General features: G+C 49.2%; 20 protein-coding genes and 1 pseudogene. 18 read left to right on the top strand and 3 right to left on the bottom strand.

Translation table 11 applies throughout. The annotated features are described in order from the left end of the window. The first annotated feature begins 70 nt into the window (after positions 1–70). From ADS79_RS28705 to ADS79_RS28660, 9 genes are all read left to right on the top strand, one after another. On the top strand, positions 71–898 hold the full coding sequence (locus ADS79_RS28705; RefSeq protein ID WP_049741870.1) for a methyl-accepting chemotaxis protein: 828 nt from the start codon (positions 71–73) through the stop codon (positions 896–898). A gap of 114 nt (positions 899–1,012) precedes the next feature. Continuing rightward, complete coding sequence (paaA, locus tag ADS79_RS28700; RefSeq protein WP_049741869.1) at positions 1,013–1,981, top strand: 1,2-phenylacetyl-CoA epoxidase subunit PaaA; 969 nt, start codon at positions 1,013–1,015, stop codon at positions 1,979–1,981. A gap of 11 nt (positions 1,982–1,992) precedes the next feature. Continuing rightward, positions 1,993–2,334, top strand: a complete 342-nt coding sequence (gene paaB / locus ADS79_RS28695) for a 1,2-phenylacetyl-CoA epoxidase subunit PaaB (protein ID WP_409362413.1) — start codon at positions 1,993–1,995, stop codon at positions 2,332–2,334. Positions 2,335–2,351: 17 nt separating this feature from the next. Continuing rightward, positions 2,352–3,185, top strand: a complete 834-nt coding sequence (gene paaC, locus ADS79_RS28690; protein ID WP_049741867.1) for a 1,2-phenylacetyl-CoA epoxidase subunit PaaC — start codon at positions 2,352–2,354, stop codon at positions 3,183–3,185. 14 nt (positions 3,186–3,199) lie between these two features. Further along, a complete protein-coding gene (gene paaD / locus ADS79_RS28685) occupies positions 3,200–3,703 on the top strand; it encodes a 1,2-phenylacetyl-CoA epoxidase subunit PaaD (RefSeq protein ID WP_049741866.1) in 504 nt (167 codons plus the stop codon). Positions 3,704–3,726: 23 nt separating this feature from the next. After that, positions 3,727–5,169, top strand: a complete 1,443-nt coding sequence (locus tag ADS79_RS28680) for an NAD-dependent succinate-semialdehyde dehydrogenase (protein ID WP_049741865.1) — start codon at positions 3,727–3,729, stop codon at positions 5,167–5,169. An 814-nt stretch (positions 5,170–5,983) separates the two neighbouring features. Further along, positions 5,984–6,826, top strand: a complete 843-nt coding sequence (locus ADS79_RS28670) for a M23 family metallopeptidase (protein WP_049741863.1) — start codon at positions 5,984–5,986, stop codon at positions 6,824–6,826. A gap of 70 nt (positions 6,827–6,896) precedes the next feature. Next, positions 6,897–7,382 carry a hypothetical protein gene (locus ADS79_RS28665; protein ID WP_049741862.1) on the top strand — a complete coding sequence of 162 codons (486 nt, stop codon included), beginning with the start codon at positions 6,897–6,899 and terminating at the stop codon, positions 7,380–7,382. A gap of 228 nt (positions 7,383–7,610) precedes the next feature. Further along, positions 7,611–7,808: a hypothetical protein gene (locus ADS79_RS28660; protein WP_049741861.1), complete on the top strand. Its 198-nt coding sequence runs from the start codon at positions 7,611–7,613 to the stop codon at positions 7,806–7,808. Between the two features lie 168 nt (positions 7,809–7,976). Here the strand turns inward: ADS79_RS28660 and ADS79_RS36815 are convergent, their stop codons facing one another. From ADS79_RS36815 to ADS79_RS34710, 3 genes and pseudogenes are all read right to left on the bottom strand, one after another. Further along, entirely contained in the window at positions 7,977–8,186 is a 210-nt protein-coding gene (locus tag ADS79_RS36815; RefSeq protein ID WP_409362414.1) for a DDE-type integrase/transposase/recombinase, read from the bottom strand. Further along, complete coding sequence (locus tag ADS79_RS36810) at positions 8,176–8,445, bottom strand: IS3 family transposase (RefSeq protein WP_084766108.1); 270 nt, start codon at positions 8,443–8,445, stop codon at positions 8,176–8,178. The genes ADS79_RS36815 and ADS79_RS36810 overlap by 11 nt, the downstream gene beginning before the upstream one ends. Before the next feature lie 3 nt (positions 8,446–8,448). Further along, positions 8,449–8,754: pseudogene (locus ADS79_RS34710) on the bottom strand (helix-turn-helix domain-containing protein); the annotation flags it as partial. Between the two features lie 738 nt (positions 8,755–9,492). Here ADS79_RS34710 and ADS79_RS28650 point away from each other — a divergent pair. From ADS79_RS28650 to addA, 9 genes are all read left to right on the top strand, one after another. Next, complete coding sequence (locus ADS79_RS28650) at positions 9,493–10,392, top strand: cytochrome c oxidase assembly protein (protein ID WP_049741860.1); 900 nt, start codon at positions 9,493–9,495, stop codon at positions 10,390–10,392. A gap of 36 nt (positions 10,393–10,428) precedes the next feature. Further along, positions 10,429–10,887 (top strand): DUF420 domain-containing protein, encoded by a 459-nt coding sequence (locus ADS79_RS28645; protein WP_049741859.1) that lies wholly within the window; start codon positions 10,429–10,431, stop codon positions 10,885–10,887. Between the two features lie 57 nt (positions 10,888–10,944). Continuing rightward, on the top strand, positions 10,945–11,880 hold the full coding sequence (gene cyoE / locus ADS79_RS28640; protein ID WP_049741858.1) for a heme o synthase: 936 nt from the start codon (positions 10,945–10,947) through the stop codon (positions 11,878–11,880). A 139-nt stretch (positions 11,881–12,019) separates the two neighbouring features. Beyond that, the gene (locus ADS79_RS28635) at positions 12,020–12,934 is read left to right on the top strand and encodes a COX15/CtaA family protein (RefSeq protein WP_049741857.1); all 915 of its coding nucleotides are present in this window, start codon (positions 12,020–12,022) and stop codon (positions 12,932–12,934) included. Between the two features lie 129 nt (positions 12,935–13,063). Next, entirely contained in the window at positions 13,064–13,690 is a 627-nt protein-coding gene (locus tag ADS79_RS28630; protein ID WP_049741856.1) for a LysE family translocator, read from the top strand. A gap of 241 nt (positions 13,691–13,931) precedes the next feature. After that, on the top strand, positions 13,932–15,179 hold the full coding sequence (locus ADS79_RS28625) for an exonuclease SbcCD subunit D (protein ID WP_049741855.1): 1,248 nt from the start codon (positions 13,932–13,934) through the stop codon (positions 15,177–15,179). Further along, positions 15,176–18,823, top strand: a complete 3,648-nt coding sequence (locus ADS79_RS28620; RefSeq protein ID WP_049741854.1) for an AAA family ATPase — start codon at positions 15,176–15,178, stop codon at positions 18,821–18,823. The genes ADS79_RS28625 and ADS79_RS28620 overlap by 4 nt, the downstream gene beginning before the upstream one ends. A gap of 15 nt (positions 18,824–18,838) precedes the next feature. Then, on the top strand, positions 18,839–22,330 hold the full coding sequence (addB, locus tag ADS79_RS28615) for a helicase-exonuclease AddAB subunit AddB (RefSeq protein WP_049741853.1): 3,492 nt from the start codon (positions 18,839–18,841) through the stop codon (positions 22,328–22,330). Then, a complete protein-coding gene (gene addA, locus ADS79_RS28610; RefSeq protein WP_049741852.1) occupies positions 22,302–26,144 on the top strand; it encodes a helicase-exonuclease AddAB subunit AddA in 3,843 nt (1,280 codons plus the stop codon). Before addB ends, addA begins: the two co-directional genes overlap by 29 nt. Positions 26,145–26,149 lie beyond the last annotated feature (5 nt).

Genomic DNA, 26,149 nt, shown 5'->3' with positions numbered 1-26,149 from the left:
AATGGCTGTTCTTTCCGCAATGGGGCGGGGGGAATAGCCGTTTTCGTCAGAACGTTAGGAGGGAACGTACATGTCTCAAATGCTAAATAGCTTACTGATGGTTGCTCCCATTTTGCAAAAAGCATTTCTACTTGATTGTATGGTTGGCGTCACGGATAGGGAAAAGTTTCTGGCTTATTATCCGACGAAGGGCTTGAACCTGGGGATCAAAGTAGGAGACAGGCTGCGTGAGGGCAGTATCAACGCCATGGCGATTGCCGAGAAGCGGCGGGTGGTCAAAAAGATCGCCAAAGAGGTGTTTGGTATTCCTTACATAGCTGTGGGCTTCCCCATCATCGAGCATGGGCAGGTAGTAGGCTGTTTGGCAACCGGTGTCACTACCGATCAGGAGGAGCGCTTGCGCCTGCTTGCCGGTGAACTGAACGAGGCCTTTGAGAATATTGCGATGCACACGGAGAGCCTGGCAAAAGAGGCGGACGATTTGGCTGGAGCGAGCTACACGCTCTCAGAAGCGGCGACGCAGATGAAATTGAAAATTGCCGAGACCTCGCAAATCAGTCAGCTTATTCGCGATATTTCCACAAGGTCCAACGTGCTTGGATTAAATGCGGTTCTGGAGGCGGCGCGCGCAGGCTCAGCAGGTCGAGGCTTTTCTGTTGTGGCAGAAGAGATCCGGCAGCTGTCGCAGACCACCTCGACGTCAGCTAAAAGTATCTTTCGCATTTTGGATGAAATGAACGACTTGGTAGGACTCGTATCGAGTGAAATGGAGAAAACGACCGCACACAGCCTCCAGCAATCAACCCGCATACAAGAATTGGACGCAGTAATGCAGCAGCTACGTCATATGTCTGAGCAGCTGAGAAAAGCGGCAGTATTAACTGATCGGTCAGAATGAATGTTTTGAAAATGATGCCTATTGCGATAATGTATGACGATATGTTATTATTGCGTTATAAAAACGTAGTATAAATTACGCGTAATGAATTCGGTTACAAGGAGGGCTTGCTCCATGCAAACACAGATCGAGCGTTTCGATATGACAGAAAATGAAAAAATGGAAGCGTTTTTAGCTCGAATCGACCGCGGTGAAAAAATAGAAGCGGACGACTGGATGCCAGACGATTACCGCAATCAGTTAATCAAACTCATTTCGATGCACGGGATGAGCGAAATCATGGGTGCACTGCCAGAAAAGGAATGGGTGCCAAAAGCGCCGACTCTACGCCGCAAGCTGGCGATCATGGCAAAGGTTCAGGATGAAATGGGGCACGGTCAGCTTTTGCTGCGCGTAGCAGAGGACCTCATTGCTCCTTTGGGTAAGACGCGGGAAGATTTGATGCAGGATTTGTTCACGGGTCGGCTTAAATTCCACAACGTATTTCATATGGAGGCACCGACCTGGGCGGACGCAGGAGTCATCGGATGGTTGGTGGATGGAGCGGCTATCATCACGCAATCCATGTCGCTTGATACATCGTACGCGCCATATGCTCGGGCTTTGCATCGGATTTGTGCGGAAGAGAAATTCCACGCCCAGCACGGGGAGAGCATCGTATTGGAGCTGGCAGAAGGAACAGCCGAGCAGCGTCAAATGCTCCAAGAAGCAATCACTCGCTGGTGGCCATCCCTGCTCATGTTTTTCGGTCCGCCTGAGAACGGCAACATCACGAGTAACCAAGCCTCGAACATGCGTTACAAGATTCGAAGCCAGACGAATGAAGAGCTGCGTCAGGTGTTCTTGAATAAGTACCTGCCACGCATCTTCCACCTCGGTTTCACGGTTCCAGACGATACGATCCATTTTGATGAAGCTGAGGATAAATGGGTGTACCAGCAACCGGATTGGGAAGCTTTCAAGCAGATTGTAAAAGGCAACGGACCTCGTTCTGCGCATCGACTCAATCTGAGAGAAATGTCTTATGAAGAAACCAAATGGGTGCGGGACGCCATCATGTCGTTCGGCCGTCAAGTAGGGTAGGTGAAATGAATATGGAAGCAAAAGCAAATGAGACCTTTTTCATCTATGAAGTGTTCAGTCAGAAAAGCGTAAGCGCTTCATTTGTCCACCAATTCAGCCTGCTGGCACCGAATGATGAGGTAGCCCTGACCATGGCACGAGAGAATTTCCTTCGCCGGGAGCCTTGTTTTAACCTGTGGGTGGTGAAGCGGGATAACATCCACGGTTTGCCGCCAGAAGAGCGTCCTTTCCTGGAGCGACTGGATAACAAAAGCTATCGGGAGACAAAAGGCTACGGCGATCTGCAAGCCAGATGGCGCCATCATAAGGAAAAATACGAAGAACAACAAAAGCATGCAGGAAACGGCAGCTAAGGAGGCGGGATAAGATCATGGGCGAAAACGAACGTGTAGAAAGCGTAGAACAAGCAAAACAAAACCAGGAATACGCGCAGGCCTTGGCTGATCTGTTGTTCCAGATTGCTGACGATGATTTTATTCTCGCGTATCGAGGATCGGAATGGCTCGGCCTCGCTCCGCATATTGAAGAAGATGTGGCTTTTTCATCCATGTCACAGGACATGATGGGGCACGCTGTGATGCACTATCAGATGCTGGAGGATCTGGGGCTGGGCAAAGCGGATGATCTCGCACAGCTACGCGTAGCGGGGGCATTCCGCAACGCGATTCTGGTAGAGCGTAAAAACGGGGCAGGCGAGTACAATGACAATCCGCACTATGATTGGGCATATGCCATTGTCCGTAGCTACGTATACGGCTTGTATAAGCAAGTAAGACTGGAATCACTGCTCCAATCCTCCTACGCGCCGCTTGCTCTGATTAGTCGCAAAATGCTGACAGAGCACCGTTATCACCTGATGCACTGGCAGGTATGGTTAAAACAGCTGGCGAATAGTACGAAAGACGCCCGCCAAAAACTGGAAAATGCCATTTCCAAGGTATGGGAAGATGCGGGAGAGCTCAGCAGCCTCGGTCAAAATGCAGAAAGTATCGTTCGCTTTGGTCTGATAACAGGCGAAGAATTGCTGAAACAAAGATGGCTGGCAAACACCAAGGACATTTTCCAAAAAGCGGGACTTAGCTGGCCGGGAGAGCCTGGCGTGCCGGCAGAGCGTGGACGTTTGGGTGAGCATACTGCTGATCTCGAGCAGGCATTGGCAACCTTGTCCGAAGTATACCGTTTGGACCCAGTAGCGAAATGGTAAAGGGGTGATTCTCTATGACGAACGATAAAACCACGCAGCAGGAATCGCAGGAAGCGATTTGCTGGGAAATGCTGCAGGATGTAAAAGATCCGGAGATTCCGGTGATCAGCATGGTAGAAATGGGCATGATCCACAAGGTGCGAGTGGAGTCGGGCGTCGTGGAGGTTGAGGTACTCCCCACTTTTGTCGGCTGTCCGGCACTCGACATCATGAAAAAGAACATCTCGGAAAAGCTGATCGAAGTGGAAGGCATTTCAGATGTACAGGTTCGCTTCGTATACGATCCGGCTTGGACCTCGGACCGCATTGCCCTGGATGCGCGGGACAAATTGAAAAGCTTTGGGATCGCGCCGCCACCTCTCGATTTTAAGCCGGGTGACTCCTGGGATGTGTCCTGTCCTTACTGCGATTCCCCTTACACACAGCTTGAAAACTTGTTTGGTCCTGCAGCCTGTCGCAGCATTTTGTATTGCCGACACTGCAAAAATCCGTTTGAGGCTCTAAAACCAATCTATTAAAGAGAATGAGAGGAGCGAGTGTCATGGGAGAGTACAAACAAATGTATATCAATGGAGAGTGGGTTGCTGCAGAAAGCGGTGAAACGACTCGAATCGTAAACCCGGCAACGGGCGAAACGGTCGGGGAGGTCTCCTTCGGTGATGGCCGTGATGCGAAAAAAGCAATTGATGCTGCACATGAGGCGTTTGGCAGCTGGTCGCGCCTGACTGCTCGTGAGCGCTCCAAATACTTATATAATCTGTCCGAGCTCGTGAAAAAAAATCGTGATGAGCTGGCAGGACTCATTTCTGCTGAAATGGGAAAACCGCTTGGTGAAGCTAAGGGTGAAGTGCTTGGGGCAGCAGACAACTTTGTCTGGTACGCGGAGGAAGCAAAGCGCGTATATGGCGAAACCATTCCATCCTCAGTGCCAAACAAGCGAATCATGGTCCTGCGTCAGCCAGTGGGTGTAGTCGGAGCGATTACGCCATGGAACTTCCCTGTGAACATGGTTGCGCGCAAAATTGCCCCGGCTTTGGCAGCAGGCTGCACCGTCGTTCTAAAGCCAGCAGAGAGCACACCACTGACTGCAGTTCGTCTGTTTGAGCTGATCGAGCAGGCTGGTTTCCCGAAAGGAGTAGTCAACCTCGTTGTCGGCAAGCCAGAGTCGATCGGCAAGGAGTTTATTGATAATCCAAAGCTCAGCAAAATTGGCTTTACAGGGTCCACTCGCGTAGGCAAGCTTCTGATGGAGGGGGCGGCAAAGCAAGTAAAACGCGTCAGCATGGAGCTCGGCGGTCATGCGCCATTTATCGTGTTCGCAGACGCTGATCTGGACGCTGCTGTAAAAGGTCTGTTTGAAAGCAAATTCCGCAACTCCGGTCAAATGTGCATTTGTACCAACCGCCTCTACGTTCACGAGGAAGTGGCAGATGCCTTCACAGAGAAATTGGTAGAGCGCCTGAAGCGGGCAAAGGTAGGCGACGGTCGCCAAAAGGAAACCGAAATCGGTCCATTGGTAAACGAGCGTGCCTTAAGCAAGGTGCTGGAGCATATTGAGGATGCAAAAGGTAAAGGCGGTCAGGTTGTCTTTGGCGGAAATCGCTTGACAGAAGGCGAATACGCAAACGGATTCTTTTGCGAGCCAACTCTTATCACAGGTGTAACGGAAGAAATGAAGATTTCGGTTGAAGAAACCTTTGGGCCAGTCGTGCCAATGGTACGCTTTACTGATGAAGCAGAGGTAGTGAAGCAAGCCAACAACACACGTTACGGCCTGGCTGCTTATGTATACACAAGAGACAACCAACGCTGCTTCCGCATGGCTGAAGAACTGGAATACGGCATCGTCGGCATCAACGACGGCTCCCCAACCCAGACCCAAGCACCATTCGGAGGCTTCAAAGAAAGCGGAATCGGCCGTGAAGGTGGCCACTTCGGTATGGATGAGTACTTGGAAACCAAGTTCGTTTCTTTCGGGGTGTAAAAAACGGAGCATGAAAAGGAAAAAGTCCTCATGAACATCTGGGCAGGCTGTCGACTTTAACGACAGCCTGGAAGTGACCAAATTATTGGTCACTTTTTTTTGTCCGAAAAACGTTTCAAAAATTGCATTGGTCTCAGGTTGTAGTTTCTGTTTCAGGGTGTTTAGTGCCTTCTCTGTCACAAAAAGATGATCCAATAGTTTATCTAAATCATATTAATGAAAAGGAACATTTCCAGCATGCTCTACCATAGAGCGTGCCTGTAAGAAATCTTGGAAAGTCTCAATAATAGGAACAGGATATGCAGTATTCGATGTTTGTAGCTAAATTAGAGGGAACGGGAGTGGAGATGCAAAATCACTTGAATTTTGCCAAATAATTGAGCCCTGAATATTATACTTTTGCAACTGAGAGATAAAAGATAAGACCGGGTACTCACTTCAAGAAGTTCTCTTACTTTCTGAGGAATCGTGATCTGACCTTTAGAAGTGAGAGGAGCCGTTTTAATGATGATATCATCCATTTATCTTCATCTCCTTACTTATATCCTTACAAATTGAATGGTAAGGAGAAAAGTAAGGAAAGTAAGGAAAGTCAATGGTTTACAAGAAAGTTCAAGTACTAGATTTGAGGATAAAAGTGAACTCTCTGACAAAACGCTCAGAAAACATATAAAATGAAAAAATGGGTTGAAATGGAAATAAACAAACAGTAATATTGTGTAAGTAAATGTTAATTTTATCCTTTTGTAGAAAAAACAGATAATTCGCTATTTGTTAGCTAATTATAAAACTTCAGTACTGGGGGAAACTTGTTTTGAAGAAATTGAATCTTTTGATGGGTACAGTATTTTTAGTCGGTTCTATCTTCGCTCCTGGTGTATTGGCTTCTAGCATCAGCAATGGATCAGATGGAGAGATAAAGATAATGGGCTCAGATGATCCATATCAAAAAATGAGATGGGTGTGGCCGACCACAAGTACGTGGATTACAGAAGATTATGGGAAAGTTAAAACGCGTTGGCATAAGGGAATAGACATTGGAGTTAAGAAGAAAGATGTGTACGCAGTGGCAGCAGGTAAAGTTGTTCAAAGTGGGCATTTCAGTGATGGAGTTACATACGCTATTACCATTGAACATAACGATAGAGACCCAGATACCGATAATAAACTAATTACGAGATACCTTCACTTGGAACCCAAGGAGCTTTACTATACAACAAACGAAAAAGTAAAACAAGGAACAACCATTGCTATGTCCGGAACCAGTGGAGCGACTGGATATCATTTACACTTTGATGTAAATGCAGAAGGTAAGGAAAAACCGGGAGATCGAGAAACTTTTTCCCCTTGGGTATTCTGGCCAGAAAATAGACCAAACTCGTTAAGTGCTTTGGACTTACAAGGACAAGTGGAAGATGAACAGGAAGATGAGCATACACATCCCAATGAAGACGATTTCTTTGATTTTCTCGTAATTTCTCATGTCGGATCAGATTCATTCTATGATTGGTTTTATTCAGTCGAAGAATCGGAAAGAACGATGGACAATTTCAAAGAACAATTTAATTTAAGTGACAATGACATTGAAGAAATTATGAACACGAAGTTGACACAGGAAGAGAAATCTGAGGTTATGAACGCTTCTTCCAATCAGTAATAAAAATACACTCCCATGATTTGAACATGGGAGTGTCGTTGTTTACACTATCAAGTAAGGGAGGAATAATATGAGAAATAAAAATGGTTACCTAATCATTTTCGGATTGCTGGTAGTAGTATTAGTGATATTATTTGCAACAGACATTATTGGAAGTCCCTTTCGTTTACAAGAAACTCAATCAACAAATATAAATGAAGTGACGAATACAGTTGAAAAAATAAAAAATGAAGTGAAGATTGGACTAACAATGAATGAAATGAAAGAGCTTTATGGCAGTAACTATATAGTAGTTAACGATAATGGCGATCTAGAGAATGGGAATGACGAACATTGGAAATATCGATTACTTGGGGATGCCAACTATAAGCCCTCAAGTGCTGATCATGAGATAGATGAAGAAGGTATTTTAAGTGGTAAAGCAGGAGTTGAACTATTTATCGGTTGGAAGGATGAGAAGATAACATTGTTCACGATCTCTTATCTTGGGACCGACAAGCATATTCATTTTTATAGTAACGTACATGGTAACGTAGAAGAGAGTATTATCAAATAAACTGAGAGTAGTAATGAAGGTTTAATCTTTATCCTACTTTCGAATCACAATTTTTGAATGAGAGATTTCCTTGCGAGCTAAGTTGGTAATGTACTATAATAGAGTGGAAATTGAACGAGCTAAAAAAACCTCGGCGGAAATACCGACGAATTTCTTTTCTCTGCAATGGAGAAAAGGGATTCGTCTTTTTTGTTTTAGATTAAAAATCCATTAAAGGAGTGTTCCACCATGAAAAGAAGACGAGCGGGTAAAGGATCAGAATCAGTAGATTTGAGAATTAGTCAATTACCTTCACTGCAATCGGCAAGTTTCGGTACGATTTTGCGTGTCGGTATTCAAGAACCTCAGATTATGGAAGACAGAAGAGGGCATGATTATTGGGGATTGGATAACGAGGGCTTTCTAATCCGAGAAAAGAGTCTATGAATATCGATACGAGTGAATTCAAAGTGAATGAATCGAAACAGAAATGGAGCGTCATTCTTGGTCTCCTTGGACTTATGCAAACGATATCTGTTTTTATTCAAAAGAGCAATTACGAGCTCTTGTATGTTGCTTTTGCATTCTCAGGGTTCTATTACTACTGGATCTCTGTCAATAGATTATACACATTAAACCGAGAGAATTACGCCGTGGATCGGAATGGTGTAAGATACTTCTCCTGGGTCGCTGAAGGCGATAAGCTTGATCCAACGCCTTCAAAACAAGTGATTTTGTCATTCGCTCGTCCATGTGAAAAGCCACGATCTTGCGAGTGCACAGGTCTTCCAGACTGGACAGATAGAGCCATCCTTCATCTGTCAATATACGTGATATCCGCCATCCAGACTTGATTTGGCTTCTTAGCAGTAAATTGTTGATTTAGCACATTATCGGCTACGGGCAGGTTGTGTTTCGAGTTTGTCGTTGCTTTGAACTTTTTGACTGTCCGAGATTTCAAACCAAGCTCCTTCATCATGCGAGCAACGGTTTTTTGAGATGCTTCAACGCCTTGTTGCTTTAACACATGCCATACTTTGGGGCTGCCATAGAGCCGTCTGGAATCGAGAAAGACACGGCGAATTTGCTATTCTAATTGCTTTCGCTGCTTACTGCAGTTGCTTTCCATTCGCCTTGTCCATTCATAGTAACCGCTTCTGGATACATGAAAAACACTGCACATCTTCGCGACACGGAGCTTGAAGCGGTGATCGTGAATGAATGGATAAATTAGCGCCGGTCTTTTGCGAAGTCTGCCGGGAAAAGCATGATGGCCATCTTGTTTGTACTCGGTCATCCATCGGTAAATCGTATTCTGATGCAACCCCATTTCCCGGGATACCTGGGCTATCGATTTTCCTTCTGCTTCAATGAGTCGGATGGTTTGAAGCTTGAAATTCCTTGTCGTATTTTTTCGTCATGTTGGACACCTCGAGTATGAATGCTTTTATTGTCGCACTCTCGGTTTTCCATGTCCAATGTTTAGACTAGCATCAATCTTATGATTCGAGTTTGACGATAGTGATGTCACTAGGTATAATTTGGTTAACTGAAAAATTAGATAGAATCGAACGGTAATATCGGTCGAAGATGCCATTATTATGGCTCTTCGACCTTTTCTTTTTTCCGAAACAAAGGAGTGTGGAGCTGCTGAAATTAGAGAGTGAGAAAGAGAATTAAAAGAGAAAGGGCTGAGGAAATGTAGAAGCAGCATCCGGAGGTACATCTAAAACATTCGGCGAGATAACGGAATTACAAATACTCTTTATACAGTTGACGCAACAGGGGCAAATCAAAGCTTACAAAAGAGATCCCGCTCTCTGGATTTTCTAGAGGAGATCATATTCTCAAGATCTGAGTAGAGGATAATAACGGTGGGCAGTCACAGCAGTTCTCGCGTAATTTTACTGTACTCAGTTCGAATGCAAATCTTATTAGCTTCGAAACTGATTATGCAGGGAGAGCGTTTTCTCCAGTTTCCTCTCCTCCCCAATAGCCCGTCAACCTCCGATTTCCCACCCTCCGTATTTGTCAACACTTTGTTCATTTTTATCCTCTAAGAATACTGGAAACAACGGTATAATGGAGAATGTAAAGAGGGCACCCTTTTTAGTAGGAAGGGAGGATATTCATGGGAAGTCAACATCAACACGATTTGTCATCCGGAATAGGGACGGCATCATTTTCGGATTTGTGGAGTCCTGATGTGATGCTTTTTACGCTGATTATAGCCAGTCTGTATTTTCTGGTGACAGGCCCGTGGCATAAGCGATTTGCCAATGCAACCGGGGCCACGAATAAGCAAAAATTACTGTTTGTTTTTGCATTAGTCTTGTTTTACTTCGCACAGGGAAGCCCCATTAGCTATTATGGACATCATTACCTGTTTAGTTTGCACATGCTTCAACAGTCGATCTTATATTTTGCATTGCCTCCCCTTGTGCTTCTGGCGTTGCCAGAGTGGCTCTTGTTAACCATTTTCCGACCGAAACCGTTAAAGGTCATTTTGAATGTGGTAACACATCCGTTAGTTGCTGCACTTTTGTTCAATACCTTGTTTTCCTTCTACCATATTCCATTCATTTTTGATGCAGCAGCGCTCAATCATCAATGGATGACTGTCTATCACGTGATTCTTTTACTTGCTGCGTTTGCTATGTGGTGGCCGATTGTCAGTCCGCTATCCGAGCAGAAAGTGCAGCTGGCAGGCTTGAAAAAGCTGGCTTACATTTTTGCAAACGGGGTACTGATTACACCAGCCTGTGCGCTGATTATTTTTGCGGAAGATCCTTTGTATGCCACGTATATGTCTGTGCCGCAAATATTCCCGAGCCTCGACACATTCAGTGACCAGCGTTTAGGCGGGATTATTATGAAGCTGATACAGGAACTCGTATACGGCTGTGTGCTGGCTTATGTCTTCTATAAGTGGTACAAACAGGAGAAGCAGGACGACTTGCCAATGGATATGCAACCGTCTGCTGCAGCTCTATTAATGAAGACACCGGCTACGGATGAGGGCAGAGCATAAGAAACATAGAGAGATTACATGAATGAGGTGTAGGAAATGGCCATTTTGTTGCCTACGATAAGCACTTCGTTTATCGTCATCAGTGGCATTCTTGTTGCTTTTGGCTGGTATGCGATTGCGAAGAGACAAATTGAAAGACATATGAAGATTATGAAGTGGGCTGCAATCTGTGCGACGATCTTCTTCATCACGTATGTTTCTAGAACGGCCTTTGTAGGGAACACCCATTTTGGCGGTCCTGATAGTCTGAAGCCGATCTATCAAACATTCTTGATCTTTCACATCACTCTGGCAACAGTTGGTGGTGTGATGGGGTTGATCACAATCAGACACGCTTACAAAAAGAATTATGCCAAGCATAGAAAAATAGGCCCTTGGACGTCGATCATCTGGTTTATTACGGCGATTACAGGCGCAACGGTATATACCTTGTTGTACCTGATTTATCCGGGTGGCGAAACTGCTGGTGTCATTGATGTTATTTTTGGCAGATAAAATTGCTTTACTGAATTACGTGCATGCTCAGATCGATCATGACAGGAGGTACACAACGTGGACCAGCAAGTGACTATGCAGGAATCGCTCAATGGCGATACTTCCTTGCAGGCACAATCTGTAGAACCGGCAACTTGGCGTGACTATGTACAACTGACGAAGCCTGGTATTACACTGTCCAACCTGATGACAACATTTGCTGCCTTGTGGTTGGCGTCCTTTGGATTTCCAGATTGGAAACTGGCGTTTTTCACGATGCTCGGTACGGCACTGGTGATTATGTCAGGTGCGGCCCTAAATAATTTCTATGATCGCGATCTCGATAAAAAAATGGAACGAACCAAAAACCGTGCACTCCCTGCCGGGCGAATTTCAGCACGTAACGCATTGCTGATCGGAATAGGTTTGCTTCTGGCTGGCTTGGCTGTCCTCGCAGTATTTGCCAATCCGCTGGCTGCTGTATGGGGATTGATTGGACACATTTTTTATGTGCTGATCTATACTCCTTTGAAGCGTGTAACCACGCTGAATACAGTCATTGGTGGTATTTCTGGTGCGGCACCTCCCGTCATCGGCTGGGTAGCGGTTACCAATAATATGGACCCTGCTGCGTGGCTGCTTTTCCTGGTTTTGTTCTTGTGGCAGCCTCCGCATTTCCTGGCGCTGGCAATGCTGAAAACCGAGGAATACCGTGCGGGCAATCTGCCAATGCTACCGGTAGTAAAGGGCTTTGCCGAGACCAAGCGTCAAATGATGCTGTGGGGATCCGTGCTATTCCCGGCGTCGATCCTGCTCTTTATTCATGGCAGCGTAGGGTATGTATACCTGATTGTCATGGGAGTGATGGGGCTTGTGTACATGGTACTGTTGTTCCAGGGCTTTAATGCCAAGGACGATCTCGCATGGGCACGCAAGCTGTTTGGCTATTCGATTTTGTATTTGACCGTTTTCTGTGCTGCGATAGTAATTAGCACCATGGTGCATTATTATTGACACATAACACTCACTAAATGTTCACGGAACATCCCTTGTCTATCAGGGGATGTTTCATTAATGTAAGAGAGGACAGTAAGCAAGAGGCCGCACTGCAATCAATGGTCTCAATCCTCTTAAGAAACAGGGTGTATTCACTATGGAAAAATGGCTGAAACCTCTAGCCGTTCTTGCTACTCTTGTCATGTTTATCGTCATGATCGCCGGGTCGCTGGTAACCAAAACGGATTCCGGTCTTGGATGTGGGAATGACTGGCCGCTTTGTAACGGCAAATGGGTCCCGGAGTATACCTTGGCTTCAATTATTGAATATATGCACCGCTTGATTACCGGGGTTGCCGGCATTATCGTTGTGATCTTTTCGGTGCTTTGTTGGCGCTTCTATCGGGGCAATCAGGAAGTACGCAATCTCGCCCTGTTCGGTTTGTTTTTCATTGTCTTGGAATCCATTCTGGGCGCTTCTGCAGTAATTTGGCCGCAATCCTCCAGCGTACTGGCACTTCACTTTGGCTTCTCGCTGCTTGCTTATACAGGAGTATTTTTGCTCAGCCTGTTCGTTTTGCAGCGTGACAAAATGGAGCTGATGGTACAAGGTCCTGTCTCCTCAGGTTTCCGGAAATGGGTGTGGGGAGTAACTATTTATGCGTACGGTGTTGTGTATTTGGGAGCTTATGTACGCCACACAGGCTCAAGCATGGCTTGTAGCGACTGGCCATTGTGTGATGGCAAGCTGATACCTGAGCTTTCCGGTCACGTAGGCATTCAAGTTGTTCACAGACTGGGAGCTTTGATTCTGGCGATTCTGCTTCTGGGAACCATGATTTACGCCATCCGTCATTTTAAACAAACACGTCGTGATCTGTATGGCGCAAGCATTGCCTCGTTTGTATTGGTGATGGCGCAGGTATTTAGTGGTGGATTTGTCGTTTTGTTCAAGCTTCATCTGTACGCGACACTTTTGCACTCGATGATTATTACGATTTTGTTCGGGATCATGTGCTATATGTGTCTGCAAACGCTCAAGAAACCTGAGGACAATAAGCTCAGGAAATAGTCGATGCAAACACATGAAGGTAGAAAAGCCGTTGCCCTTTTCAGGAGGGTAGCGGCTTATTATTTTTGCTTTAGCTCACTCCTGCCCTGTGTTATAGTGAAGCAAATTCGTTTTACAGGGGTGGAGGAGATGGAGCATTTTTTACTGTTTGTCGTGATGTCGATCTTGCTGATCATTTTGCCTGGGCCTGATACTGGCTTGGTCACGAAAAATACAGTGACACACGGCAGCAAAGGCGGTTTGCAAACTATGGCAGGCATTTCTGCTGGATTACTCATTCATACGACGGCAGCAGTATGCGGCCTATCTGCACTTATTGTAAAATCGGTGATGCTTTTTTCCGTATTTAAATACGTCGGAGCGATTTATTTAGTCTATTTGGGCGTCACCACGCTGTATGCTGTCTTCAAGAAAAAAGAAAGCGCCATCCAAGTGGAAAAGGAAAGCAAATACCGTCATAAGTCGGCTTTTCTCCAAGGATTTTTGACCAACCTCCTAAACCCGAAGGTAGCTGTCTTTTTTCTTACCTTTCTCCCGCAGTTTTTGCCTGCGGGAAGCGATCCTTTCCTGCCGTTTTTTACGATGGGCATGACCTACACATTTCTAACCGTGATCTGGTTTTTACTTTACGTCTACATCATTGATCTCATGAGCGCTTGGATGAAAAAGCCGTCTACCCAGCGCGCTGTCCAAGGTATCTCGGGACTTGTTCTCCTGTTGTTTGGCATGAAGCTGGCATTCGAAAAAAATCCTTAACAGATATCGATATCAGAGAAAAACCAGTCCTGGCACTTAAAATGCGCCTTGACTGGTTTCTTTTGTAGGTCACAACGTAAAAGAGGCAACGAAGTCTATCTATAGAATTCTTGATAAAGAAGGCTTTTTCTTCACCACTGCAGTTCGACCAACAAAGTGGAGTAAATTTCAACTACGAACAGCTCTTTCTTTTGTTACAATAAAAAGCAAACACATGATCGTGGCGAAAGGATGAAAGTCATTGCGTATATTACATACAGCCGACTGGCATTTCGGGCGCCAGCTGGAAGGCAAGGATCGGCGGGCAGAGCAGGCTGCCTTCGTGGACGAGCTAGCTCGTATCGCCGATGAGCGAGAAGTCGATTTGGTGCTGATCGCCGGGGATGTTTATGATTCAGTCAATCCGCCAGCATGGGCGGAGGAGCTATTTTATGAGGCACTGGAACGTCTGTCCGCTGAGGGCCGACGCGCCGTCGTCGTTATTGCAGGAAACCATGACCAGCCAGAGCGTGTCAGAGCGGCAGCACCACTGGCGACCAAGCACGGCATTGTTCTTTTGGGCTTGCCAAAGGAAGCGCCGTTGCTGTCCGCGGGTGAAGTGACTCCTGACCGGGTTAGAATTGTCCAAGGAGGACCATCGTGGCTAGAGCTGGCAGTACCGGGCTGTAAGCATAATGCCGTAGTTTTAGCTCTCCCTTATCCTTCTGAATCACGCTTGAAGGAGCTGCTTAGCGAGAGCTTTACACAAGAACAGATGCAGCTGGCTTTCTCCGAACGAATCACGCAGCTGTTTGACGAGCTATCCGGTCATTTTCGTGAGGATACCGTCAATCTGGTCACCAGCCATCTGTTCGTCATGGGCGGGATGGAGACAGATTCGGAGCGTCCGATCCAAATTGGGGGAGCCTTGACCGTTTCTCCGCAGGCTTTTCCAAAAAACGCTGATTACGTAGCGCTGGGGCATTTGCATCGCCTGCAAAAGCTGAGTGACAAGCCGTTGGTTCGCTATAGTGGATCGCCGCTTTCCTACAGCTTTTCCGAAGCCGGACAGAGCAAGGCTGTCGTATTGGTCGAAGTAGAGCCGGGAGCGGAAGTGCAGGAAGAAATCATTTATTTGACGAGTGGCAGACCCCTAGCACGCTGGAGAGCGACAGAGGGTATTGCGCAGGTGGAAAAGTGGCTTGCAGAAGGCAGGGACGCAGGCTCATGGATTGATTTGGAGCTGCATGTATCGGATGTGATTGACCCGGCAGAATTTCAGCGTGTTCGCAAGCTGAGTGACGACTTTCTCAAGATTCAGCGTGTGGTAGTCCGTGAAAACAATCAGGAAGAGGACGGGGAACAGCGGGTCGAGCTGACAGAGCTGACCTCGGATCAATTGTTTCGCCGCTTTTACGAACGAAAACGCGGTGCCGAGCCGGATGAGCGGCTGGTAGCGATGTTTCAGCGTCTGCTGGCTGAGACCGGGGGAGAGGAGGAAGTAGAGTGAGACCGATACGTTTGAAGCTGGCGGGTATGCACAGCTATCGGGAAATGCAAGAGGTTGATTTCGAAATTCTGTGCCAGGCAGGACTGTTTGGCATATTCGGTCCTACAGGCAGCGGGAAGTCCACGATCCTGGATGCCATTACACTTTCTCTCTATGGACAGGTCGTTCGCTTGGGTGGAGGAAACCATCCAAAGGAAGTGCTGAATCAGCTGGAGCAGCGCGTGTTCGTTTCGTTTACCTTTGAACTGGGAAAAGAGGCAGATCGCAAGCGATATACGGTGGAGCGGGAATTTGGACTGGATAAAAAAGGAAATAAGAGACAGCCGGAAGTGAGGCTGATCCAGTCTGGTGAATTATCAGGAGAGCCGGATGTCGTTCTGGAGTCAAAGGCAACGGCTGCAACAGCGGCGGTTGAGGCATTGATCGGTCTCACCCTGCAGGATTTTACCCGTGCGGTCGTCTTGCCGCAGGGTCAGTTCTCACGCTTCCTGACCTTGAAGGGTAGCGAGCGCAATGAGATGCTGCAGCGGATGTTTCGGCTACATATTTACGGTGAAAAGCTGAGTGAGCGTGTTCGCTATGCGCTAGACCAGACCAAAGAGCAGATGCATCGCTTGCAGCTGGAGATGGCGGCATTAGGTGAAGCAGGACCTGAGGCACTGGAGGAAGCGCGGCAAGCATGGGAAGAGGCTGCGCACCAAGAGCAGGAATTTACACAGCAAAAGCAAGAGCTGACCGGGAAGCAAAAGGAGCTGGAGCAGCTTCATCAGTGGCAGCAGGAGCTAGTTGCTGTTCAAAAGCAGCTTCAGGAGCATACTGCCACAGAAGCGGAGATAAATCAGTGGAAAACGAGCATCCAAAGCTGGGAAACCAGTATCCGCCTCTGGCCGCTGGTACAGCAGTATGAGCGTTTGGACAACGAGTGGCTTACAACCGAGCAGGCATTGGGACAAAGCAGTCAGCTGCAAGAACAGGCCAATTTGGCTTTGGAGACGAGAGAGGTCGAGTACCAACGCGCCCATTCTGAGCTGATGCAGCAAGAGCCAGACTTGATTTTGCACAAAGGAAAGCTGGTGCAAGCGCAGGAATGGGAAGAGGAGCTTAAGGCAATTCGCACAGAGTGGACAGGCTTGGAGCAGGAATGGAACGAAGTGTCGATTACGCTTGCTCGGATCGAGGAGCAGCTGGTACGCGATGACGCAGCACTGCGAGACTGGGAGCAGGAATGGAAGAGTCTCGAGAATCAGCTTCAGCAGGCTGCTGTCACCCCACAGTGGCGTGCCCAAATCAATGCAGCCAGAGATGCCAAGCAGCAGTGGGAGCGTGAGCGGGCTAAGGCAGTAGAGCTGGAGACTGCGCTGTCCATGGCGATACAGCAGCTGGAGCAGGCAGAAAATGCAGCAAAAGAGCGTCGAATAAGCTGGGAAGACAGAGCGAATCGACTCCATCAGTTAAAAGAACAGGTGACAGCTTTCACAGAACAGCCGCTAATGAGCGATGCGGACTATGAGCAAGCGAGAAATGTGCTGGCTGAGATGAAGCAAATGGGGCGGCAGTGGCGAGAGGTTTTGAAGCAGGTAGCAGACTGGCAAGAAAAATCGCAACGGATTACCGGGGAACGGGAGCAGGCAGATTCTCGTTATCGCGAGTTGTCCGATGCTTTTCATAAGGTGGAAGCATCCGTCGCAGCCGCGATCGCAAGCAGAGATCAGCTGCGGCAGAATTGGGAACAGTGGCAGCAAGAAAACATGGCCCGTTTCCTGCGCGAGCGACTGGAGGATGGCAAGGAGTGCCCGGTGTGTGGTTCGACCCACCATGAGCATCGAGCAGATAGCCACGAAGGTACGTTGGCAGCTTCTCGTGGGGATGAGCTGCGCTCTCAAATCAAAACAGCAGAAGAGACGGTGCGCACTGCTGAACAGCAAATGAGCCTTGCAAAAGAAGCGTTGCTCGGGGCCAAAGGAGAGCTTACTGCCTTTGATGAGCGTCTCACTGCTCTAAAAGAAGAGCGCAGCGTGCTGGAAGGACGCATGGAAGCGATCAAATCCGAGTGTCACGGATATGGAAAGCCGTGGGATGTGGCTACATTTGAAGAGCTTTTGGGAGTCTATCAGCGTGAGGAAAAAGAGCTGACGGTGAAGCAAGAAGAACGCGAACGGGCAAAAGAAGAGCGGGAACGTTTGCAAAAGCAGGTCGAAGTATTGCGCGAAGAAGAAGCAGAGCATAAGCGATTGCTGGAGCGAAGCGTGACCATGCAGGAGCAATCTTTCAAAACGGTAGAGGAAGGAAAAGCTCGTCTGGGAGCGGCCTTGGAACAGGAAAAGCGCGCAGCGAGCGAGCTCGATGCTAAACGAAAAGACGTCCCCGCGGAGGAAATTGAAGAGAAATACGCGGAAATTGGACGACTGGACCTGCGTCTGGCAGAGCTGCAGCGTCTTCGCATGGAAAAGGAAGCATTGCGCAGCACGCTAACCACTCAGGTGGAAACGGCGAAGACTCATCGCTTTGAAGGCAAGTCACGAGAAGCTGCTCTCAAGGAGAAGCTGGAGGATAGAAAACGCATGTGGGAGCAAAAGCACATGCAGTGGCTGGAACGGACTGGAGGTCAGCCTGCACAGGAGCGAATGGATCAGCTCGAGCAAAAATTGACTGGGCTACGCCAAGCTGCTGCACAAGCAGATGCGAAGCGCAAGGAAGCAGCAGAAGCTCGGGAAACGGTTCAAAGCAATCTGGTGAAGTATTCCGAGACACTGGCAGTGCTGACCCGGCAAAGGCAGGAGGCGCACGAGACTTTATTCACCAGCTTGCAGGAGAGCGGGATTGCAACCATTGAGCTGGTGAAGCAGCTGTATGCAGAGCGAGAGCAGTTACAAGCAGCACAGGAACAAGTTGAAGCCTATGAGAGAATCCAAAGACAGTTGCGCTATGAGGAGGACAGATTGGTTCAGGCAGTGGCAGGACGTACGCTAAGTGATGAGGAGTACGTGGCTGCCAAAGAAGCGTGGCACCAATGGGAGCAAGTTTTCCAGGATGCTCAAAAGCAAGTGGCTATTGCCAAAGAGCATGTTGATCGGATGGAGAAGAACCATGTGAAATGGCAGGAAGTCAACAAGCAGATAGAGGAACAGCAGGATGAGCAAAGTCGATTGGAAGAGCTGAAAAAGCTGTTTGAGGCGAAAGCGTTTGTGCAATTTATTGCGGAAGAAAAGCTAGTTTCAATTGCTAGAGACGCTTCGTACCATCTCAAGCGGATGACTGCCAATCGCTATGGACTGGAAATTGGAGACGAAGGGGAATTCGTCTTGCGGGATGAAGGAGCTGGTGGGATGCGTCGGCCGGTCAGCACGCTATCCGGGGGAGAAACCTTCCTGACCTCTCTATCACTTGCCCTCGCCCTGTCAATGGAAATTCAGATGCGTGGTGGTCGTCTGGAGTTCTTTTTCCTCGACGAAGGCTTTGGGACGCTCGATCCTGAGCTGCTGGAAGTGGTCATGGACGCATTGGAGCGACTGCGCATGGACGACTTTACGATTGGCGTGATCAGCCATGTCCCGGAAATTCGCGTTCGCATGCCGCGTCGCTTGGTCGTGACGCCTGCAGAGCCGATGGGAAAAGGAAGCATGCTCCAGCTGGAAATGGAGTAAGGGAGGAAGAGAAATATGGCAGTCCAATTTATACTCGGACGAGCGGGAGCTGGAAAAACGGACGCCATTCATCGTCAGATTCAGGAGCGGCTGCGGCAAAGCCCTCTCGGTACACCCATGATCCTGCTAGTACCGGAGCAGGCCAGCTTTCAGGAAGAGTATGCACTGGCTACTCTCCCAGGGCTGGGCGGTGTCATGGGCACGCAGGTACTCAGTTTTGGGCGGCTGGCGCATCGTCTGATGCAGGAGCTGGGAGATTTGACGACGGTGCCCGTTGATGATTTGGGCAAGCATATGGTACTACGGATGCTGCTGGAACGGTATAAAGAGGAGCTCCAGGTATTTGGGAGAACGGCGATGCAACCGGGCTTTGCCTCACAGCTTGGGCGGCTGATCAGTGAGTGCAAGTCCTATGGCGTGTCGTTTCCTCACTCGGAAACTCTGGAGTGGGGCACGGCGAATCTGAATCAAAAAGTACATGATCTGCGACTGATCATGAATGCGTATGAAGGGTATTTGGCAGAAGGGTATTGTGATGCTGACGATATTTTGAATCGTGTCGCTGTCATGGTGCCTGACTCAGCTTATATTAGGCAAGCAGAGATCTTTATCGATGGCTTTACGGGATTCACCAATCAAGAGCTGCGTCTCATCGATCAATTGATGGTTCACGCCAAGCAGGTAACGATTGCTCTTACACTTGATCCAAACGAGCGGGATGCTTCCGTCGATGAGCTGGGCTTATTTCACCCTACCCTGCGCACGTATCAGGCCATTACATTGATGGCACGTGAAGCAGGGGTATCAGTGGCCAAGCCTTTGTTATTGACAGAGACGCATCGCTTTGTGGGCAGTCCATGGCTTGGGCACATGGAGCAAGCGTATTTTCAATGGGGGGACACGGGCACGGCTCCAGGTGCTGGGAGAGCGGATGAGGTAGAGCTGGTATCAGCGGTAAACAGACGGGCAGAGGTAGAAGCTGTCGCGCTGAAGATACTGGCTCTCTCAAGAGAGGAAGGGTACCGCTGGCGGGATATGGCGATCTTGCTTCGCGAGATCGGGACGTATGCAGATGAAATTTCTGCGATATTCACGGACTATGGAATCCCCCACTTCCTCGATCAGAAGCGGACAGTGATGCATCACCCGCTGGTGGAGCTGGTTCGCTCGGCGCTGGAGGTCATTGTGACCAGATGGCGCTATGATGCCGTTTTCCGCTGTTTGAAGACAGATCTACTCACAGTAGAAATGGCAGACGAAGAGACGACACGCAAGGAAATCGATCGACTGGAAAATTATGTGCTGGCACATGGTGTGTTTGGCTATCAGTGGGGAGAGGAATCCGCGTGGCGTTTTCGCGGGCAGTATGGAGCTGAGGACGATGCGCTTGTTGATGAACTGCGGCGCAAATACGCGGCTCCGCTGCTTGCATTTGAAAAAGAGATGAAACAGGCGACGAGCAAAAACGTGAGGGAGATGACTACAGCATTATACAATCTCCTGATCGTGCTCGATGTGCCGAACAAATTGGAAAAATGGCAGCAAGCTGCTGAGAAAGACGGCGATCTGGACACTGCTCAAGTACACGGACAGGTCTGGACGGGACTGATCGAGCTGATGGACCAAGTTGTAGAGGTCATGGGCGAGGAAAGCATGGAGCTGGCTACTTTTGCCCGCGTGCTGGACAGCGGCTTGGAGACGATCGAGCTGGGGCTTGTTCCTCCTGCACTTGATCAGGTATTGATCGGATCAATGGAGCGTTCCCGGCAGCCTGATGTAAAAGCTTTGTTTGTTTTAGGTGTGAATGAAGGGATCATCCCGCTGCGGCCAAAAGAAGAAGGAATTTTGGATGAGGCAGAGCGGGAGCGTTTGGCGGAAATGGGACTGTCTCTCGCTCCGGGAGCGAAGCAGCGCCTGATGGCGGAGCCGTACCTGTTGTACCAGGCGATGACAAGACCGTCAGAGCGCTTGCTTTTGAGCTGTGCTCTCGCCGACCAGGAAGGCAAGGCGCTTTTGCCTTCATCTGTTTTTTCGCGGGTCAAGGAAGTCCTGCCTGATGTGGCGCAGCATGTATTCTATAACGAACCGACTGGCGAGCCTGAGGCTGACACCTTTTTGCTTGGCAATCAGCGACGCGTTTTCAGTCATTTGCTGACGTTGATGAGAGAGATGAAGAAAACAGGGGAGCTTTCGCCATTTTGGTGGGAGGTCTACGACTGGTTTATTCGCTTTTCACCAGAAACCGCCCGGGAAAAATGGCTCTTGTCCGGTTTGCGATACAGAAATCTGCCGGGCGAGCTGAGCAGAGAGACGAGTACGGACTTGTATGGGAAGCAGCTCAAGATGAGCGTGTCACGGCTGGAGAGATTCCAGTCCTGCCCATTCTCTCATTTTTCCTCGCATGGGCTCAGGCTTTCGGAGCGTACACAGTACAAGCTCGAACGCTTTGATGTGGGAGAGCTGTTCCACGCTTCTCTCAAGCTGGCCGTTGAAAAAATGAATACAGAGAATTTGGAATGGGGCAGGCTGACCGAGGCCAACAGTATGGATTTGGCGAACGTCGTCGTCGAAGAGCTTGTTCCTGCAACCAGAAGCAGCATCCTGACTCGTACCGCACGCTATCGGTATTTGTCCGGGAAGCTGAAGCGAGCAGTCGGCCGAGCCATTTACGTATTAGGCGAGCATGCCAAGAGAAGCCGCTTTGCTCCGGTTGGGCTGGAGGTGTCCTTTGGTCCGAACTCTGATTTGCCTGGTTTGGCACTGTCTTTGGAAAACGGTGTAGATTTGCAGCTGATCGGGCGAATCGACCGTGTGGACCAGTCACTTGATAACGAGGTTCCGTATTTACGTGTGATCGACTACAAGTCGAGCCCCAAGCAGCTCCAGCTTTCGGATGTTTGGAACGGATTGAATCTGCAGCTATTGGTGTACCTCGATGTCGTCGTAGCCAATGCCGAGCAATGGCTGGGAAAAAGGGCCGAAATGGGTGGAGTCTTTTACTATCAGGTGGCTGATCCGTTCGTGACTGCCAAGCGTCTGCTAACCTCGGATGAAGCCGCGAAGGAGCGGGCGAAGCGTTTGCGAATGAAAGGTCTGATGCTGGCAGATCCGGAGCTGGCACGAATGATGGATGCACAGGTTGAGCAGGGAGCGTCAGAGCTGGTGCCTTTTGAGCTCAAAAAGGACGGTACGCTTTCCTCACGCTCTTCCGTAGCAACAGCAGAGCAGTTTCAGGCTTTAACTAGCTATGTACGTGATACTGTGAAAGAAATCAGTACGCGCATGACAAATGGTGAGATTCAGATTGATCCATTTACAAACGGAACGATGACGGCCTGTGATTATTGCTCGTACAAGCCTGTATGCCAATTTGACGGGGAAACGGGTGGCAATTCGCATCGTCAGCTGTCCAAATGGAACAACAAGCAAATATGGGGAATGTTAGCCGAGCAGCAGATGACAGGAGGGGAGGGTATCCATGACACAAGAGCAACAGGCCAAGCCTGAGCAATGGACAGATGAGCAGTGGCAAGCTATTACGCAGCGAGGGAATAATTTGCTCGTAGCTGCCGCTGCGGGTTCAGGTAAAACCTCCGTACTGGTCGAGCGCATCATCAGGCGGATCATGGATGAGAGCGACCCTGTTGGCGTCGATCAGCTGTTGGTTGTGACCTTTACCAATGCAGCTGCGGCGGAGATGCGGCATCGGATTGGGGATGCGCTGCGAAAAGCATTAAAGGACGATCCACACTCTGCGCATTTGCGCCGTCAGCTCGCCCTGCTCCAACGTGCGACAATCACCACCTTGCACTCCTTTTGCCTCGGAATCCTGCGTCAGTATTATTATCTGATTGATCTCGATCCCGATTTTCGCATCGCGGATCAGCTGGAAGGAGAGCTGCTGCGACAGGATGTTCTTGAAGAACAGCTGGAGGAGTGGTATGAAAAGGACGCCGACTTTCACGCACTGGCGGATGTCATGCTTGATGGACAGGACGATCAGGCACTAACCATCTTGCTGCTGCGGCTCTACGAGTTTTCGCGAAGCCATCCGGAGCCGGCACACTGGCTTGAGGAAGCAGCAGAGATGTTTGAAGTAGGCCATAAAAGCGGACTGGACGGATTGATGTGGACAAAAAGTATTCTCAGGTCTGTAGAGCTCGCCTTGGGAAGCATGGCAAGCAAGATGCGAAGGGCTGTACATCTCGCTTCCTCTCCTGAGGGACCGGCTGCCTATCTGCCCTTGCTGGAGGCAGAAGCAGCAGCTTTGGGACACGCCAGCCATACTTGCCGATCAGGCTGGGAGGCAGCTGTGCAAGCAGTACGTGGAATTACCTTCGCCAAGCTGCCACCAGTGAAGGGCACTGATCCTGATCTGAAGGAACAGGTGCAAGAGCTGCGCAACAGTGTGAAAAAGGAAATAGGCGAACAGATCGAGCAGTATTTCTCCATGTCAACCGAGCAATACCTGGCTGATTTGGAGCGGATGACGCCGCATATGCATACACTGGCAAGTCTCGTTACTATATTTGCTGACGCTTTTCAAAAGGAAAAGCGCGCTCGCAGTCTCGTGGATTTTGGTGATTTAGAGCATTTGGCCCTGCGAATATTGACTGAGCGCACAGAAGTGGGAAGCGTCGTTCCTTCCTCCGTATCTGAGCAATTGCGTGTGCAGTTTGCCGAGGTTCTTGTTGATGAGTATCAAGATATTAACCTTGTACAAGAAACAATCTTGCAAATGGTCTCCCAGGACGGGACGACTGGTCCAGCGGCAAACCGCTTTATGGTAGGGGACGTCAAGCAAAGTATTTATCGGTTTCGTTTGGCCGAGCCCAAGCTGTTCCTCGATAAGTATTTGACCTATAAAAAAACCTCTATCGAGGACTCACAAGATGAGCGACTGCGCTTTGAGGATACAGCGTCTCCCGGTTTGAGGATCGATTTGGCTGCGAACTTTCGCAGTAGACGAGAGGTGGTCGATTCCGTCAACTACTTGTTCCGACAGATTATGTCTCCTGGCGTAGGGGAGATTGATTACGATCAGTCTGCCGAGCTGATTAATCGCGCCTCTTATCCAGACGTAGATGCTGATCGGCTGCGCGTGGAAATGCACCTGATTGACCGCAAGAACAATCAGGGGGAGGCTGGACAACCGGAAGCATCTGACGCAGCGGATGAGACAGAGGCATCCATTCCGGAGGGAACAGGTGAAGCGAGTGAGGAAGCGAGCGTAGCTCAGTTGGAGGCACGGTTGATCGCCAGTCGTATTCGTCGCTGGATGGAGCCGGGCGAAGGGGAAGCAACGCTGCTCGTTTTTGATAAAAAAGCGGGGGGATTACGTCCGCTTGCCTACCGGGACATCGTCATTTTGCTTCGAGCTACCGCTGGCTGGGGACAGACCCTGCAAGAAGAGCTAAAGGCTGCAGGGATTCCTGTGTACGCGGAGCAAACAGCCGGCTATTTCGCTGCAACGGAAGTGGAAACGATGCTATCCTTGCTGAGAGTGATTGACAATCCGTTGCAGGATATTCCGTTGGCTGCGGTTTTGCGTTCTCCGATAGTGGGCCTTTCCGAGAAGGATTTGGCGAAAATTCGGATTGAGTACGCATCGGGGCCATTTCATTTGGCGGTCGTACAATATGCCGAGGAACGTGAAGCGAAGGAGTCCTGGGAAAAAAGACTGCGCTATTTTTGGAGGCGCCTGACAGACTGGCGGACACAAGCGCGCCGAGGCGCATTGTCGGAGCTGCTTTCCGTTTTGTATCGAGAGACCGGCTACCTTGATTATGTCGCGGCATTGGAAAATGGTCAGCAGAGACAGGCGAATCTGCGTGCTTTATACGATCGGGCCCGACAATATGAGGCTGGCTCTTATCGCGGCTTATTCCGCTTCCTGCGCTTTGTCGATCGATTGCAGGAAGCAGGCAATGACTTGGGAGAGGCACGGACGATCGGGGAAAACGAGGATGTCGTGCGGATCATGACAATTCATAAAAGTAAAGGGCTGGAATTCCCCGTTGTCTTTGTAGCGGGTATGGGCAAGCAGTTCAATACAATGGATCTAAAAAGCCAGTTCTTGCTGCACAAAGACCTCGGATTTGGACCAATGGCAGTGGAGCCTTCCTTGCTGGTTCGCTACCCAAGCATTGCTGCATTAGGTATCCGCCAGCAGCTTAGAAGAGATATGCTTGCCGAAGAGATGCGTGTCCTGTATGTGGCATTGACTCGCGCTCGCGAAAAGCTGATTCTCGTAGGCTCTGCCAAGGATCTGACGAAAAGCATTGCCGATTGGGGAAGACAGGACGCAGAAGAACGGCTGAGTGATGAGGACCTGATCCAGGCAAAAGGCTACCTTGACTGGGTCGGCAGAGCGATGCTGCGTCATCCCGAGGCAAGTCAGCTCCGTGCCTATCCGCAAAACGCAGGAACAGGTGATGTGGTGAGCGTTCGGACCATACCAGACGAGTCTATCTGGTCATTCCATTTTCATCAGGCAGATGAGCTGCGCGCACAAACGGACCCGCAGAGTGAGGAAATGTCAGTGTGGGAACGTATGAGCAAGCGGGAAGCGATTGATGAGCGCCCGGCAGATGAGCATTTGCAGCGTATCGTCGAGGAGCGTTTGAACTGGAAGGACCCGCATGTCATTGCGCCTCGTGTCCAAGCGAAATGGAGTGTCAGCGAGCTGAAGCGGCATGCGAAGACGAGCAAGGCCGGACAGCCTGTCTTGCTTCCTTCGATCACAGAGAAGCCGAAGTTTTTGTCGGAACAAAAAGCGAGTCGTATCACGGGAGCGGAAAAAGGAACCATCACTCACTTGGTCATGCAACACCTCGACTTGCAGCGTTCACTTGATGAAGCAGACATTCGGGAGCAGGTAGCAACACTTGCCGCACGTCGCTTTTTAACAGAAGAGCAGGTGCAAGCGGTAGAAGTTGGACAAATCGCTCGTTTCTTCGCTGATCCATTGGGTCAGCGCATGAAGCAGGCTCGTGTCGTGCATCGCGAGCTGCCGTTTACTTTGGTCATTCCCGCGCATGAAGTAGAGTCAGAGCTGGGAGAAGAGAGCGGCGAGCAGGTCGTTGTCCAAGGGGTGATCGACTGCCTTTTAGAGGAGCAAGATGGGAGTCTCGTTTTGATCGATTTTAAGACAGACTGGCTAGCAAAAGAACCATCCGCCAAAGCGACAGAAGAGCTGACCAAAAGATATGAGGGACAGATCAGGCTCTACGTTCGCGCGATCAAGCAAATCATCAAGCCGGATGTGGAAGTATCGAGCTATCTGTATCTTCTTTCGGGAGGCTTTGCGATCTCCTTTTAACAAAA

Origin of the sequence: Brevibacillus reuszeri, from assembly GCF_001187725.1 — a bacterium.
GTDB classification, from domain to species: Bacteria; Bacillota; Bacilli; order Brevibacillales; family Brevibacillaceae; genus Brevibacillus; species Brevibacillus reuszeri.
This window is presented reverse-complemented; position numbering and strand designations above follow the sequence as displayed.

Bases quoted from the DNA above. Each gene is read 5' to 3' on its own strand.
- ADS79_RS28705 (WP_049741870.1), top strand. From the start codon at position 71: ATGTCTCAAATGCTAAATAGCTTACTGATGGTTGCTCCCATTTTGCAA.
- paaA (WP_049741869.1), top strand. From the start codon at position 1,013: ATGCAAACACAGATCGAGCGTTTCGATATGACAGAAAATGAAAAAATG.
- paaB (WP_409362413.1), top strand. From the start codon at position 1,993: ATGGAAGCAAAAGCAAATGAGACCTTTTTCATCTATGAAGTGTTCAGT.
- paaC (WP_049741867.1), top strand. From the start codon at position 2,352: ATGGGCGAAAACGAACGTGTAGAAAGCGTAGAACAAGCAAAACAAAAC.
- paaD (WP_049741866.1), top strand. From the start codon at position 3,200: ATGACGAACGATAAAACCACGCAGCAGGAATCGCAGGAAGCGATTTGC.
- ADS79_RS28680 (WP_049741865.1), top strand. From the start codon at position 3,727: ATGGGAGAGTACAAACAAATGTATATCAATGGAGAGTGGGTTGCTGCA.
- ADS79_RS28665 (WP_049741862.1), top strand. From the start codon at position 6,897: ATGAGAAATAAAAATGGTTACCTAATCATTTTCGGATTGCTGGTAGTA.
- ADS79_RS28660 (WP_049741861.1), top strand. From the start codon at position 7,611: ATGAAAAGAAGACGAGCGGGTAAAGGATCAGAATCAGTAGATTTGAGA.
- ADS79_RS28650 (WP_049741860.1), top strand. From the start codon at position 9,493: ATGGGAAGTCAACATCAACACGATTTGTCATCCGGAATAGGGACGGCA.
- ADS79_RS28645 (WP_049741859.1), top strand. From the start codon at position 10,429: ATGGCCATTTTGTTGCCTACGATAAGCACTTCGTTTATCGTCATCAGT.
- ADS79_RS28635 (WP_049741857.1), top strand. From the start codon at position 12,020: ATGGAAAAATGGCTGAAACCTCTAGCCGTTCTTGCTACTCTTGTCATG.
- ADS79_RS28630 (WP_049741856.1), top strand. From the start codon at position 13,064: ATGGAGCATTTTTTACTGTTTGTCGTGATGTCGATCTTGCTGATCATT.
- addB (WP_049741853.1), top strand. From the start codon at position 18,839: ATGGCAGTCCAATTTATACTCGGACGAGCGGGAGCTGGAAAAACGGAC.
- addA (WP_049741852.1), top strand. From the start codon at position 22,302: ATGACACAAGAGCAACAGGCCAAGCCTGAGCAATGGACAGATGAGCAG.